This window comes from Loktanella atrilutea (assembly GCF_900128995.1).
GTDB lineage: Bacteria > Pseudomonadota > Alphaproteobacteria > Rhodobacterales > Rhodobacteraceae > Loktanella > Loktanella atrilutea.
In genome coordinates this window covers 154985-169189 of sequence record NZ_FQUE01000005.1, presented here as the reverse complement: position 1 = coordinate 169189, position 14205 = coordinate 154985, and the positions used below count along the sequence as shown (strand labels likewise).

General features: G+C 68.2%; 15 protein-coding genes. 5 read left to right on the top strand and 10 right to left on the bottom strand.

Annotated elements, in window-relative coordinates:
• Nucleotides 1-137: 137 nt before the first annotated feature.
• Together BUA54_RS12105 and BUA54_RS12100 are read left to right on the top strand one after the other, a co-directional pair.
• The gene (locus tag BUA54_RS12105) at nt 138-1397 is read left to right on the top strand and encodes an efflux RND transporter periplasmic adaptor subunit (protein WP_072857514.1); all 1260 of its coding nucleotides are present in this window, start codon (nt 138-140) and stop codon (nt 1395-1397) included.
• Complete coding sequence (locus BUA54_RS12100) at nt 1394-4459, top strand: efflux RND transporter permease subunit (protein ID WP_072857513.1); 3066 nt, start codon at nt 1394-1396, stop codon at nt 4457-4459. Before BUA54_RS12105 ends, BUA54_RS12100 begins: the two co-directional genes overlap by 4 nt.
• Nucleotides 4460-4492: 33 nt before the next feature.
• On the opposite strand, the gene tpiA is transcribed toward BUA54_RS12100, so the two are convergent.
• Nucleotides 4493-5236: a triose-phosphate isomerase gene (tpiA, locus tag BUA54_RS12095; RefSeq protein ID WP_072857512.1), complete on the bottom strand. Its 744-nt coding sequence runs from the start codon at nt 5234-5236 to the stop codon at nt 4493-4495.
• 70 nt (nt 5237-5306) lie between these two features.
• Between tpiA and BUA54_RS12090 the strand changes: the two genes are divergently transcribed.
• A complete protein-coding gene (locus BUA54_RS12090; protein WP_072857511.1) occupies nt 5307-6245 on the top strand; it encodes an isopenicillin N synthase family dioxygenase in 939 nt (312 codons plus the stop codon).
• 60 nt (nt 6246-6305) lie between these two features.
• On the opposite strand, the gene BUA54_RS12085 is transcribed toward BUA54_RS12090, so the two are convergent.
• From BUA54_RS12085 to BUA54_RS12055, 7 genes are all read right to left on the bottom strand, one after another.
• Nucleotides 6306-6668: a HesB/IscA family protein gene (locus BUA54_RS12085; RefSeq protein WP_072857510.1), complete on the bottom strand. Its 363-nt coding sequence runs from the start codon at nt 6666-6668 to the stop codon at nt 6306-6308.
• 61 nt (nt 6669-6729) lie between these two features.
• Complete coding sequence (locus BUA54_RS12080) at nt 6730-7722, bottom strand: mechanosensitive ion channel family protein (protein WP_072857509.1); 993 nt, start codon at nt 7720-7722, stop codon at nt 6730-6732.
• Between the two features lie 12 nt (nt 7723-7734).
• Complete coding sequence (locus BUA54_RS12075; protein WP_072857508.1) at nt 7735-8406, bottom strand: hypothetical protein; 672 nt, start codon at nt 8404-8406, stop codon at nt 7735-7737.
• 20 nt (nt 8407-8426) lie between these two features.
• Nucleotides 8427-8789 (bottom strand): SUF system Fe-S cluster assembly protein, encoded by a 363-nt coding sequence (locus tag BUA54_RS12070; protein WP_072857654.1) that lies wholly within the window; start codon nt 8787-8789, stop codon nt 8427-8429.
• Between the two features lie 102 nt (nt 8790-8891).
• Nucleotides 8892-9242: a hypothetical protein gene (locus BUA54_RS12065; RefSeq protein ID WP_072857507.1), complete on the bottom strand. Its 351-nt coding sequence runs from the start codon at nt 9240-9242 to the stop codon at nt 8892-8894.
• A gap of 259 nt (nt 9243-9501) precedes the next feature.
• On the bottom strand, nt 9502-9873 hold the full coding sequence (rbsD, locus tag BUA54_RS12060; RefSeq protein WP_072857506.1) for a D-ribose pyranase: 372 nt from the start codon (nt 9871-9873) through the stop codon (nt 9502-9504).
• Nucleotides 9870-10625 carry an alpha/beta fold hydrolase gene (locus BUA54_RS12055; protein ID WP_072857505.1) on the bottom strand — a complete coding sequence of 252 codons (756 nt, stop codon included), beginning with the start codon at nt 10623-10625 and terminating at the stop codon, nt 9870-9872. The genes rbsD and BUA54_RS12055 overlap by 4 nt, the downstream gene beginning before the upstream one ends.
• A 73-nt stretch (nt 10626-10698) precedes the next feature.
• On the opposite strand from BUA54_RS12055, the gene BUA54_RS12050 reads away from it, so the two are divergent.
• Nucleotides 10699-11070 (top strand): hypothetical protein, encoded by a 372-nt coding sequence (locus tag BUA54_RS12050; RefSeq protein ID WP_072857504.1) that lies wholly within the window; start codon nt 10699-10701, stop codon nt 11068-11070.
• Between the two features lie 92 nt (nt 11071-11162).
• On the opposite strand, the gene BUA54_RS12045 is transcribed toward BUA54_RS12050, so the two are convergent.
• Together BUA54_RS12045 and glyA are read right to left on the bottom strand one after the other, a co-directional pair.
• Complete coding sequence (locus BUA54_RS12045) at nt 11163-11816, bottom strand: DsbA family oxidoreductase (RefSeq protein WP_072857503.1); 654 nt, start codon at nt 11814-11816, stop codon at nt 11163-11165.
• Nucleotides 11817-11925: 109 nt separating this feature from the next.
• On the bottom strand, nt 11926-13221 hold the full coding sequence (gene glyA / locus BUA54_RS12040) for a serine hydroxymethyltransferase (protein WP_072857502.1): 1296 nt from the start codon (nt 13219-13221) through the stop codon (nt 11926-11928).
• A 178-nt stretch (nt 13222-13399) separates the two neighbouring features.
• Here glyA and BUA54_RS12035 point away from each other — a divergent pair, with 178 nt between their 5' ends.
• Nucleotides 13400-14164, top strand: coding sequence for an NAD kinase (locus BUA54_RS12035; RefSeq protein WP_072857653.1), 765 nt, complete (start codon nt 13400-13402; stop codon nt 14162-14164).
• Nucleotides 14165-14205: the final 41 nt, after the last annotated feature.

Here is a 14205-nt window from a genome sequence, read left to right as displayed (position 1 = left end):
CTTGTCAGCGGCCTGTCAGAGTTCCATCTTGGAAATTCAGGCGCCGTCGTGCGCGGGATCCGGGGTGGCGTGCGACAGGTCCGCACCCCCCTGCAGCGTCCCGGGCCGCGGCTGCGTCACATCAAGGGCTTGCCAACATGACACCGACCGTCTTTGTCCGCCATATCCGGCGCACGACCGTGACCGGGCTGATCCTCGCCCTCTGCGCGGCGGGTCTGCCCGGTGCCGTCGCCGCGCAAGAGGCCGCAGCCGCAGCCGCGACCGAGGCGCCCGCCAGCGTGACGGCGCCCAGCGTCACCGTCGTGCCGGCCACGATGACCGAAGTGACGCAGGTCGTCAGCGCCTCCGGCGGGCTGCTGGCAAGAGAGGACGTCGTCGTCTCCGCCCGGGTGTCGGGGGCCGAGATCGTGAGCCTTCTCGTGGACGTGGGCGACACGGTCGAGGCGGGCGACACGCTGGCCCAGCTGAACGACCAGACCCTGACCGCGCAGCTGCAGCAGGCCGACGCCAACCGCGCCGCCGCCGAAGCCGCCATCGCGCAGGCCGAAGGGCAGGTCGCCTCTGCCACCGCCAACGCGACACAGACGACCAGCGCGCTCGACCGGTCGCGACAGCTGCGCAGCGACGGGGCCGTGTCGCAATCGGCGCTGGATCAGGCGCAGGCCGCGTCCGACAGCGCCAACGCCGCCGTCAAGACGGCAGAGGCCGCGGTCGCCGCCGCCCGGGCGCAGGTGGCGCAGGCCGAGGCGGCCCGCGACATCGCCGCGCTGAACCTGTCGTGGGCGACGGTCAAGGCGCCCGTGGACGGCATCATCGCCGACCGCACCGCCCGGCTGGGCGACCTGTCCAGCGCGGGCATGGCAATGTTCGACATGATCCGCGACGGCCAGATCGAGGCAGAGCTGGAGATCGTGGAGACCGACCTCGTCAAGGTCAGCGTCGGCGACCCGGTCAGCATCCGCGTGGCGGGCCTGCCGCCGCGCGACGGCACCGTGCGCCGGATCAGCCCGCAGGTCGATCCGGTCAGCCGTCTGGGCACCGTCCGCGTCAGCATCAAGGATCAGGAGGGGCTCCGCGTCGGCATCTTTGCCAGCGCCGACATCCGCACGGCGCAGCGCAACGCCCTGACCGTGCCGGTCTCTGCCGTGACGACCAGTGGCGACGTCAGCACCGTGCAGAAGGTCGTCGACGGCACCATCCAGCAGACCGAGGTGCAGCTTGGCGTCGTCTCCGGGGGGGTGCGGGAAATCACGGCGGGCCTGTCCGCCGGCGACACGGTGCTGCTGCGCGCCGGCGCATTCTTCCGCACCGGTGACAAGGTGACGCCGGTGCCCCCCGCCGACAGCCCGGCGGCCATCGGGCCCGATACGCAGGCCGCGGCGGAGGCGACCGAATGAACATGTCCACATGGGCGATCCGGCACCCGGTGCCGCCGATCGCCTTCTTCCTCGTGCTGGTGCTGGTCGGCCTCTTCTCCTTCCGCTCCTTGCCCGTCACCCAGTTCCCCAACATCGACGTGCCGATCATCACCGTCGCCGTCGGCCAGCCCGGCGCCGCCCCGTCAGAGCTCATCACACAGGTCACCAAGCCGATCGAGGACAGCATCTCCTCGATCACCGGGGTCAAGCACATCACCTCTGTCGCGACCGACAGCAGCAGCCAGACCACGGTGGAATTCGAACTGTCCACGGACAGCGACCGCGCCCTGAACGACGTGAAGGACGCCGTGACCCGCGCCCGCGCGTCGCTGCCCGACAGCATCACCGAACCGCTGGTGCAGCGTCTGGACGTGACCGGGCAGGCGATCATGACCTACGCCGTGTCCGACCGCACCCGCAGCATAGAGGATCTGTCCTACTTCGTGGACGAGGTGTTGAACCGCGAACTGCAGGGCATCGCGGGACTCGGCAAGATCGAACGTCTCGGCGGCGCCGACCGCGAGATCAAGGTCGAACTGGACCCGGAACGCCTGTTGGCCTTCGGCATCTCTGCCGCGTCGATCAGCCGTCAGCTGGCGGCTACCAACATCAACCAGGGGGCCGGCCGCGGCGATCTGGCGGGGCAGGAATTTTCCCTGCGCACGCTGGGCGGTGCCACGACGGTCGAGGAACTGGCCGCGACGCCGCTGGCGATGCCCGATGGCCGCACGATCCGCCTGTCCGACGTGGGCGACATCATCGACGGCCCGTCAGAGGCGCGGGACTTCGCCACGCTGGACGGACAGCCCGTCGTGGCCTTCGGCGTGTTCCGCGCCACCGGCGCGTCGGACCTGTCCGTGGCCGAACGGGTCCGCGACCGGCTGGCAGAGGTGCGGACCGCCTATCCGGAGGTCGAGATCACCCTGATCGACGACGCCACCGACTATACCGAAGGCAACTACCACTCCGCGATGGAGACGCTTTACGAAGGGGCGGCACTCGCCATCATCGTGGTGTTCCTGTTCCTCAAGAACTGGCGTGCCACGGCGATCACCGCCGTCGCCTTGCCACTTTCGATCATCCCGACCTTCTTCGTCATGCAGGCGCTGGGCTTCTCGCTCAACACCGTGTCGCTGCTGGGTATCACGCTGGTGACAGGCATCCTCGTCGACGACGCCATCGTGGAAATCGAGAACATCGTCCGCCACATCAACATGGGCAAGCCCGCCTACGAGGCGACGGAGGAAGCCGCGTCCGAGATCGGCCTGACCGTCATCGCGATCAGCTTCACCATCGTCGCGGTCTTCGCCCCCGTCAGCTTCATGTCCGGAATCGCGGGCCAGTATTTCAAGCAGTTCGGCCTGACCGTCGCGGTCGCCGTGCTGTTTTCGCTACTGGTGGCGCGGATGATCACGCCGCTGATGGCGGCCTACATCCTCAAGGACAGCGTCACGCACGAGGAAAAGGACGGCTTCGTCATGCGCGCCTATCTGCGCGTGCTGGGCTGGACGCTGCACCACCGGCTGATCACGATGATCCTAGGTCTGGGCATCTTCGCGGGCTCGATCTACTCCGCGACCCTGCTGCCGTCGGAATTCATCCCCGAGGCGGACGAAGGGCGCCTGCGGGTCAGCGTCGAACTGCCGCCCGGCGCCACGCTGGACGAAACCCGCGCGCTGACCAACATCATCGCCGCCCGCGCGCAGGACATTCCCGAGGTGCAGAACGTCCTCGTGCAGGGGGGCGCCGGCGGCAACGTGGCCAAGGCGACCGTGACCGTGACGCTTGGCCCCAAGGACAGCCGCGACCGCAGCCAGTTCGATATCGAGGACGACCTCGTCGTCCGCCTTGCCGACCTGCCCGACGCGCGGGTGAACATGCTTGCGGGCAACGGCGAACGGGCGGTGAACGTCGCCGTCCTCGGCGACGATCTGGACACGGTGACCGAAGCGGCCCAGCAACTGGCGCAGGGCATGTCGGATGTCAGCACGATCAAGAATGTGACCAACGCCGCCAGCCTCGAACGTCCGGAACTGCGGATCACGCCAAAGCCGCAGATCGCGGCGGAACTCGGCGTCACCGCCTCCGACCTCGCCTCGACCATCCGGGTGCTGACCATCGGTGACAACGACGCGAACCTCGCCAAGTTCAGTACCGCCGACGGGCGCCAGATTCCCATCGTCGTGCGGGTCGCAGAGGACAACCGCCGCAACCTCGACCTGCTGGCCAGCCAGCGCATCCCGACGCAGGCGGGCACGCCGGTGCCGCTGTCGGTGGTGGCGAACGTCACGCTGGCCAACGGGCCGTCGTCCATCGAACGCTACGACCGCGAAACCCGCATCACCCTGCAGGCGGACCTTGCCGACGGTGCCGTGCTGGGGCAGGCCACGACGGCGATCTTCGCGCTGCCCGCCGCCGGACCGGACCTGCCGGAAGGCGCCCGCGTCCAGCCCACCGGCGACGCCGAAATCCAGGGCGAGGTCTTCGCCTCCTTCGGGACGGCGATGGGGGCGGGCATCCTGCTGGTCTACGTCGTGCTGGTGCTGCTCTTCGGCAGCTTCGTGACGCCCTTCACCATCCTGATGTCGCTGCCGCTGGCCATCGGCGGCGCGATCCTCGCGCTGTACCTGACCGGGTCCGCGATCGGCCTGTCGGTCATGATCGGCTTCCTGATGCTGATGGGGATCGTGACCAAGAACGCGATCATGCTGGTCGAATTCGCCGTCGAGGCGATGCAGCACGGCGCCACCCGGACCGAGGCGATGATCGACGCCGGCCACAAGCGTGCGCGGCCCATCGTGATGACCACCATCGCCATGGCCGCCGGGATGCTGCCTTCGGCACTGGCCTTCGGCGCGGGGGGCGAGTTCCGCTCGCCCATGGCCGTGGCGGTGATCGGCGGGCTGCTGCTGTCGACCCTGCTGTCGTTGATCTTCATCCCCTCGCTGTTTTCCGTGATCGAAGGGGGCCGTGCACGTATCACGCGCCTGCTGATGCGCGGGCTGAACGTCAACAAGCCGCAGGACACGCCGGCAGAGTGAGCGGTGCCCGCCACGCATGGCGGCGGGCGGGGATCAGGCGTTTTCCAGCGCCGTGATGATCGGGCCGAAATCGGCGGCGGTCAGGCTGGCGCCGCCCACCAGCGCCCCGTCCACGTCCGCGACCGAAAAGATTTCGGCCGCGTTCGATCCCTTCACCGATCCGCCGTAGAGGATTCGCACCCCCTCCGCCTCGCGCATCAGGTCGCGCAGGGTGCCGCGCAGGCTGCCGTGGACCTCTCCGATCTGGTCGGTCGTGGGCACGCGGCCGGTGCCGATCGCCCAGACCGGTTCGTAGGCAAGCACCGTGTTGGCTGCCGTCGCCCCCTCGGGCAAGGAGCCCTTCAACTGCGTCGTGACGACCTGCAGCGCCTCGCCCGCGTCGCGCTGGGTCAATGTCTCTCCGACGCAGATGACGGCGATCAGGCCCGCCGCGTGTGCGGCCGCGGCCTTGGCGGCGACATCCGCATCCGTCTCGCCGTGATCGGCGCGGCGTTCGGAATGGCCGACGATGACGTGGCTGGCGCCCGCGTCCTTCAGCATCGCGGCGGCGATGTCGCCCGTATGCGCACCGCTGTCCGCCGCGTGGCAGTCCTGACCGCCGATCTGCAGCGCATGGGTGCCGCGCGCCCAGGCCATCTGCGCGATCAGCGTGGCGGGCGGGCACAGCAGCAGATCGACGTCGGGGTCCGGATGGGCGTCGGTCAGCGCCTTGACCTGCACCAGCGCATCGGTGGTCCCGTTCATCTTCCAGTTCCCGGCGGCGAGTTTGCGGCGCATGATCCATCCTTTGCGTTTGCGTGCCACTTTGGTAGCAACTGCGTGAACGGATCGAAAGGCCCGGCGTATCATGACCCAGACCTCGCAGCCCGCCATTCCGCGGATCAGCGCCGCGGCCCTGCTGGATGCCGGCCACGCCGACCATGCGGCGGCCCGCACGGCCGCCCGTCTGGGCGCGGCAGAGATCGGCTTCCTGACCGTCCACGACACACCCCTGTCCGCCGCCCGTGTGAAAGAGGTGATCGCGGCCTACCGCGCCTTCTTTGCCTTGCCCGCTGCGGAAAAGGCCCGCTGGGACATGGCGCGCACCGGATCGAACCGCGGCTGGGGGGCGCCGGGGTCGGAACAGGTGAACCCCGACGCGAACCCCGACTACAAGCAGGTCTACGACTGCGGCCTGACCCTGCCGCCGGACGACCCCCTGACCCGGCTGCCCGCCTATGCGCCGAACCTCTGGCCCGACCGGCCGCCGGGCTTCGCCGAGACGCTGCAGGCCTATTACGCGGATGCCACCGCCTTTGCCCGCGATCTGCTGGTCGCCCTGCTGGATGCGGTGGGCGAGAACGGCGGCTTCTTCGCCGACCGATTCACCCGGCCCATGGCGCTGCTGCGCGGCAACTTCTATCCCGCCCGGCCCGCCGGGGCGGGCGCGCGGGATTTCGGCATCGCGACCCATACGGACTACGGTTGCCTGACGTTGCTTGCCACCGATGGCACGCCGGGGCTGGAGGTGCGCCGCCGCGGCGGTGACTGGACGCCGCTGTCAGCCCCACCCGGTGAATTCGTCATCAATTTCGGCGAAATGCTGGAGATCTGGACCGCGGGCCGGATCGTCGCCACACCGCACCGCGTCACCGGCGGCGATGACGAGCGGATTTCGGTCCCGCTGTTCTTCAACCCCGATCACGACGCGAACGTGGCACCCGCCGGGGCCGCGCCAATTCCGGCGATCGACCATCTGCAGGCGCGGTTCGACCAGACCTACGTCCACCTGCAGAAAGGCCGCTGAAGCGGCCTGCCTCCGGCGGGGATATTTGAAAGACAGAGAGGGAGCGGCGCCGCGCGCGGATCAGCTCGCGGAGATCTTCTCGTCGAACTTGATCGATTCGCCGCAGCCGCAGGCGTCGACCACATTGGGGTTGCGGAACTTGAAGCCGCTTTCCAGCAGGGTCGTCTCGTAGTCGATTTCCGTTCCGAAGAGAAACATCTGCGCCATCGGCGCGATCATCACGCGGGCGCCGTCGGCCTCGACGACCTCGTCCAGCGGGTTCACGTCGGTCACGTAGTCCATGGTGTATTCCATGCCCGCGCAGCCGCCCTTCTTGACGCCCACGCGCAACCCCTGATGCCCGTCGCGGGCCATCAGTTTCGCGATCTGCGCTGCGGCCTTCGGGGTGATGCTGACCGCCTGCTTGCCGGGGATGCCGAACATGGGATGTCCTTTCAAGGTGACAGGTCCAATGTAAGGGCAGGGCGCCACGACCTCAAGGGGGTCAGCCGGGGGCGCCCGGTCCCGCATCCGCCGCCGTGCCGCTGCCCATGTGGGGCAGGTATTCGGTCCCGTCCTCGTCGGCGAGGGTGGCGGCGAAACGGACCATCTCCTCGCGCATGTCGCACTCGAAGTCCCAGCCCACGGTCGGATCCTTGACCGGCGCGGCAAAGCGGACGTGGATGCCGCTGTCGCCCTGATCCGTCACCACGCAGCCGATGTCGTCCTTGTCGCCGTCGACGCGGTCGTCCTGCGCGCACCAGTCGTGGAAATGGTCGCGCAGACGGCCCACGTCGATCCGGGGCGCGAAGATCAGCGTCGCGTTGCGGATCATGCCGTAGGTTCGCGTGCTGCGGTTGATGAAGCTGTCGGACACGAACTTGGAGACCGGCACGATCAGCCGGGTGTCGTCCCAGACCTTCAGCTGCACGAAGGTGAAATGGATCCGCTCGACCGTGCAGAGGTTGCCGTCGTAGATCAGCTGGTCGCCGACCTTGGCGGACCGGTTCAGCGAGATCTGCATCGAGGCCATGATGTTGCCCAGCACCTCTCGGGCAGCGAAGCCCAGGACCAGCGCGATACCGCCGGCGCCGGCCAGCACCGACAGGCCCGCCCCGCTGAAGGTCGGGGTCGAGGTCAGCACCAGCCCCGCGCCCACGATGATCGCCAGCACGATCGCCATGCGGCGCAGGGCGGCGATGGTCGTGGCCCGCGCCCGCTGGTCGCCGAACTCCGGCGAGGCGAGATCCTCGACGTCCGTGGTGCCGGTCAGACGCTGCAGCACGGCGTCGATCACGTTGATCGCAAGGATCATGGCGGCCACGATGAACAGGATCACGGTCAGCGGCGCCGTGATCGCGTCGACGATCCCCGACACGACGAGCACCTGCGAGGTCGTCAGCGACAGGGTGAAGGCGAGGATCGCCAGCGTCAGCGGCACCCGCGTCGCGCGGATCAACTCGCTGACCAGCGCCGAGGGCTGGTGGCGGGCGATCATGTTCGTGCCGCGCTACGTAAGCAGCGCCACGAGGCCCGTGACCAGCGCGATCAGCGGCAGGCCGAGAACCTCCCACCACTGCATGCCCCAGAAAGCGGGGCGGCGCAGGGGGGCGGGCAGCATCTCCTCCAGCCGGCTGGGGCCGTAGAGGTTGTAGAGCGCCGGAATGTTGTCCACCGTACCGCGCGAGAAGATCCAGACCGGATCGTCCTCGCCCACCTGCACCCGGTCGAGGCGTACGGCGGTGATGCGGTCGTCCCGCTCCAGATAGCCGATCAGGACGCTTTTCTGCGGCTGGCCGACCATCGCGCCATCGCCACTGGTGACCATCGCGTCGGGCCGTTCCAGCAGGTCCTGCCAGTCGACGACGATCTTGCGGTCGATGATGATGGCCAGTTGCCGCGCCAGCAGGGGCCCGACATGGGACTGGGTCGGCACGGGAATGTCGTTGAGGTCCAGCAGATGCGCCGCGGCGGCGAAATCCCCGTCGTTCGTCAGGTCGATGAACGCCTCCATCGCCGCCTGCGGGGTGTTCCGCTCCACCGCGGGGCCGGGGGCGGTCAGGCCGGTGTTCAGCTTGTCGAGGGCGAAGACATCCTCTTGCGCCGCGACCTGAAACGGAAGCAACAGCAGGACGAGCAGCAGGCGAAGGGGGGTGCGGTGTGTCAACATGACGCGGGACATAAGGCGTCCCGCGCGAAAGGCTACATGAAACCGAGCTCGAGTCGCGCTTCGTCGCTCATCATGTCCATGCCCCACTGCGGCTCGAAGGTCATCTCGACGTCGACGTGCTTGACGCCGGGCAGGGGTTCGATGGCATCGGCGACCCATCCCGGCATCTCTCCCGCGACCGGGCAGCCGGGGGCGGTCAGGGTCATCACGACCTTCACCGCGCTGTCGTCGTCGATGGCGATCGTGTAGATCAGGCCCAGATCGTAGATATTGACCGGAATTTCAGGGTCATAGACCGTGCGGCAGGCCTCGACGATCTTTTCGTGCAGGGGATGGTCCGTGCTCGATGGCGCGATCAGTGGCGTGCCTTCCATCGGTGCAGTCTGGTCAGTCATGGTCATTCCCCGTCTAATCCTGACTGATCATATAGGATTTGCCGGGCGGGCCGTAAAGGGTCGTGCGCCGCCGGGTCCCGCGGCGACACGATACCCGCAGGGTCAGGCGCGGCGGTAGGACACCGCGTAGATCAGCGTCGCCACGACGGCGTAGACAAAGTTCACCGTCAGGATGAAGGACCACGGCGCGTCGGCCCCGAAGACGAACCGGGCCAGCAGCGAGGGAATGACGGTCAGCGCCACGAGGGCGGTCAGCCAGGCGGTGACGCCGGCGCCACGGGCGAAGATCGGGATCAGCAGCAGCGCCACGATGATCGCCACCGCATTGCGTCCGAAGGACAGGATCAGCGGCATGACCGGCGCACCGGCCATGATGTTGATGACGATGGAATTGGCGATCGTGCCGATGATGCCGGCGATGACGACGATCACGATGGTGCGGACAGTGAACATGAAACGGAAGACCTTTGATCTGGCGCGCAAGACCCGCGACCGGGGTCCTGGCACGGTGGTTGTCGCCCGGTGCCGTGCACCGGCGACGCAGGGTGAACGCATGTCCTGTGACAATCGTTCCGCCGGCCGACGGATCGTCACCGGCGCTGCTTTCAAGGACATCCGCCCCAAAGCGACATGCGGTGCAAAGCCGTCCCGACATCTTGATGACGCTGATGGGCGGCGTCGGCCTTGCCGCCCTTCTGACATCGCAGGTTGTCTAGAACGTTACGCCCGCGTAGAGGCCGATGTTGGCGAAGGGCGTGACCTCTCCGGTGCGGACGACGGCCCGGGCGGACCGGCAGGCGATCTTGAAGTCCGCGTGGTCCACCCGTCGCGGCGGCAGCGGGGCGAGAGCCAGCAGCGCCGGACCGGCCTGGGTGGCCATGACGCAGGTTTCCACCTGCATCTCTGACAGGACGGCAGAGATGACCTGCGCGAAGGTGGGGACCCCATGCGTGACCGCAAGATCGATGCAGGGCACCCCCGGCGGCACCGGCAGGCCCGCGTCGCCGATCACCAGAAGGTCGCCGTGGCCCAGCGACGCGACGCAGCGCGACAGCTCTGCATGAAGGATCCCGGCCTTCTTCACGCGGGGGCGTCCAGAAAGCGGCGCACCGCGGCCTCGACCGCGCGCGGCTGGTCCGCGTGCAGCCAGTGGCCGGCGCCCTCCACCGTCTCGACCTGCATCGCGGGGAACTGCCTGCGGATCGCGGGCAGGGCGCTGTCCGGCACATAGCGCGACGTTTCGCCCCGCAGAAAGAGGGTGGGCTTGTCGAAGCGGCCCTCGGGTGCGGGCCATCCGACGATGGCCCCCATGTCGCGCGACAGGACGTCGAGGTTCAGCACCCAGCGCTTGTGTGCAAGGTCGAGGCTTTGCAGCAGGAAGGCGGCAGTGCCCGCGTCCACATCCATCTGCGCCTGCGCGTCCTTGCGCGAGGTGACCTGCGTCAGGTCGACACCGCGCATCGCATCGAGCGGGCCGTCCTGCGTGTGGTCGTAGGACAGGGGTGCGATGTCGGCCACGATCAGGCGCCGCAGCGGCGCCGGGTCCGTCAGCGCCAGCATCATCGCGGCCTTGCCCCCCATGGAATGACCCAGGAGGTCGACGGGTCCGCCCAGATCCGCGATCAGCGCGGCCAGATCGGCGGCCATGTCGGGATAGGTATGGCTGTCCCGCCATGGGCTGGCGCCGTGGTTGCGCTGATCGACGGCGATGACCTGCCGCGTGTCCGACAGCCGCTTGGCGATCACGCCCCAGTTCCGGGCAGAGCCGAACAGCCCGTGCACGATCAGAAGCGGCGGGGCGTCGGTGGGATCGCCGTGAACGATGGTCTGCAGCATGGGCGGCCCTTCCGTGCATGGGACCGCGTCATCGGGCTTGAGGACGGACCGGTCCGGGGTTACGAGGCCCGGTATGGCCGCTGACACACTCACCCGCAAGACCGCGCGCATCCGCAGCCTGCTGGAGCAGCGGTTGAAGCTGCGCGGCGCCACGCTGGAACAGCAGGCCGGCAAGGTCGGCCGCGCCCTGCCGCGGGGCGTGTTGCGCGACCTGCGCGCGGTGGTCCGGGCGGATGTCGCGCAGGGCCATCCCAAGCTGGCGCGGATGGTGGACGCAAGGACCGTCGGTCTGGCCGCCGACCGGGTGGAGACGCATCTGCGCGGTATCGATCCGGTGCAGGACCGCATCACGCGGCTGCTGCGCTGGCTGGCGGCGGTGTCGGCCGTCGCGATCTGCATCTTCGCGGTGGTCGTCTGGCGGCTTTGGTCGGACGGCCGGATCTGAAGGTTTCGGCTTGCGGGGCAAGCCGATCCGCCGGGGGGCCAGCCCCCCGGACCCCCCGAGGTATTTGCGACGAGAAGAAGGGGACCGACGACTCAGCCCGCGGCGGCGGCGCCTGTCAGCTGGTCGAGGATGCTCGTGTAGGTCTCGACCCCCTGTGCTCCGGTGACGAGGTGCCGGCGGTCGAAGATCATCGCCGGCACGCCGCTGATGCCCTGCTGCGTCCAGAACCGCTCTGCCTGTCGCACGGCATCGGCGTAGCGCCGGTCCGACAGGACGGCGCGCGCCTCTTCCGCATCGAGGCCGGTCTCGGCGGCGATCCGGACCAGCACATCCGGATCGGAGAGGTTGCGCCCGTCGGTGAAATGGGCGGTGAAGAGCGCCTGTTTCAGATCGTGACCGCGGCCCGACGTGTCGGCCCAGTGGATCAACTGGTGCGCGTTGAAGGTATTGTGCATCCGGCTGTCGTCGGTGAAGGCGAAGGTGAAATCCAGATCGCGGCCGAGGGCCGTCAGGCGATCCCGGCTGGACTGGCTGTCGGCACGGCTGCTGCCGTATTTTTCCATGATGTGCTCGGTCATGTTCTGCCCTTCCGCCGGCATCGACGGGTTCAGCTCGAACGGGTGCCAGTGCAGATCGTAGGCGGTGCCGGTCGCGACCAGCGCCTGCTTCAGCTGGCGGTAGCCCACGATGCACCACGGGCAGACGATGTCGGACACGATGTCGATGCGCAGGGGGGTGTCGGTCATGGCGGGGCCTTTGATTGAAGCAACCGCACCTCAGATGGTGGTGCAAAGGCGAGGGCGCAACGGCAAAGGCCGCCGCTGTCGCGGCGGCCTGCCGTTCGATCGGCCGGTCTTAAAGGTTCGGGTAGATCGGGAAGGCGTCGCAGAGCGCCTCGACCTCGGCACGGACCTGTGCCTCCACCTCGCCGTTGCCGTCCTCTCCGTTCGCCGCCAGCCCGTCGACGACCTGCGTGATCCAGCGGCCGATCTGGCGGAACTCCGTCTCGGTGAAGCCGCGCGTCGTCCCGGCGGGAGAGCCCAGACGCACGCCGGAGGTGATCGTCGGCTTTTCGGGATCGAAGGGGATGCCGTTCTTGTTGCAGGTGATATGCGCGCGGCCAAGGGCGGCCTCTGTCGCGTTGCCCTTCACGTGCTTGGGGCGCAGGTCGACCAGCATCAGGTGGGTGTCGGTCCCGCCGGTCACGATGTCCAGACCGCCCTTCATCAGCTCGTCCGCCAGCGCCTGCGCATTGGCGATGACCTGCGTCTGGTAGGCCTTGAATTCCGGCCGCAACGCCTCGCCGAAGGCGACCGCCTTGCCGGCGATGACATGCATCAGCGGACCGCCCTGAATGCCCGGGAAGATCGCGGAGTTCACCTTCTTGGCGATTCCCTCGTCATTGGTCAGGATCATGCCGCCGCGCGGGCCGCGCAGGGTCTTATGGGTCGTCGTGGTGGCGATATGCGCGTGCGGGAAGGGCGAGGGATAGAGCCCCGCCGCCACCAGTCCCGCGAAATGCGCCATGTCCACCAGCAGGTAGGCGCCGACGCTGTCGGCGATCTGGCGCATCCGCGCGAAATCGATGATGCGCGGGATGGCCGATCCACCGGCAATGATCATCTTGGGCTGATGCTCTGCCGCGAGTTCCGCGACCTGATCGTAGTCCAGTTCCAGATCCTGTTCGCGCACACCGTACTGGATCGCGTTGAACCACTTGCCCGACTGGTTGGGCCGCGCGCCGTGGGTCAGGTGCCCACCGGCATCAAGCGACATCCCGAGGATGGTGTCGCCGGGGCTCAGCAGCGCCTGGAACACGCCCTGGTTCGCCTGAGAGCCGGAGTTGGGCTGGACGTTGGCGAACTCGCAGCCAAAGAGCTGCTTCGCGCGGTCGATGGCCAGATTCTCGGCCACGTCGACGTGCTGGCAGCCGCCGTAGTAGCGGCGCCCGGGATAACCTTCGGCGTACTTGTTGGTCATCACGCCGCCCTGCGCTTCCATCACGGCCGCGCTGACGATGTTTTCCGAAGCGATCAGCTCGATCTCCTTGCGCTGACGGCCCAGTTCGGCGGTCATCGCGGCGGCGAGTTCGGGGTCGCGCGTGGCAAGGGTTTCGGTGAAAAAGCCGTCGTCGCGGGTGGTCGCGTTCATGGCGAGTCCTTTCGGGCAGGGATGCGTGTCCGCGCCGTCATACGCCAAAGCAGGGCTGGTCAAAAGCGACAAAACGACGGGGCAGGGTGCGTCCCCGCCACCGGCGGTCCGCAGCCGACTTGCGTTTCAGGTGCGAACCATGGACAAAACCGTGATGGACCCGATGGAAAGCCTGCCCATGCCCCGCCTGCGGATCGCCTTTCTGGCCAGCGAGGCCCCCATCGCGCAGGAAGCCCTGACCGACCTGTCCGCCCGGCACGGCAATGCCCCGTTGGCCGAGGCGCAATACATCGTGGCGCTGGGCGGCGACGGCTTCATGCTGCAGACGCTGCATGCGACGCAGGACCTCGACGCGCCGGTCTATGGCATGAACAGGGGCACCGTCGGGTTCCTGATGAACCTCTACGACGGCGACAACCTGATCCGGCGCCTGCAGGAAGCCGAGGAGGAGATCGTCAATCCCCTCAGCATGATCGCGGAATCCGCCGACGGGTCGATGCACGCGGCACTGGCGATCAACGAGGTGTCGCTGCTGCGCGCGGGCCCGCAGGCGGCCAAGCTGCGCATCACAGTGGACGGCAAGCTGCGGATGGAGGAACTGGTCTGCGACGGGGCGCTGGTCTGCACCCCCGCGGGGTCCACCGCCTACAACTACAGCGCCCACGGGCCGATCCTGCCGATCGGGTCTGACGTGCTGGCGCTGACGGCGATGGCGGCCTTCCGCCCGCGCCGCTGGCGCGGTGCGCTGCTGGCCAAGACCTCGGTCGTGCGGATCGACGTGCTGAACCCCGTCAAACGCCCGGTCATGGCCGATGCGGACGGCAAGGCCGTGCGTGACGTGGTCAGCGTGGAAATCCGCTCCGACCCGCGGATCCGCCACCGCATCCTCTTCGACCCCGGCCACGGGCTGGAGGAGCGTTTGTTCCAGGAGCAGTTTTCCTAGGGCCCCGATTGAGACCCGCCGCGGGAACCTTTCCGAGCGAT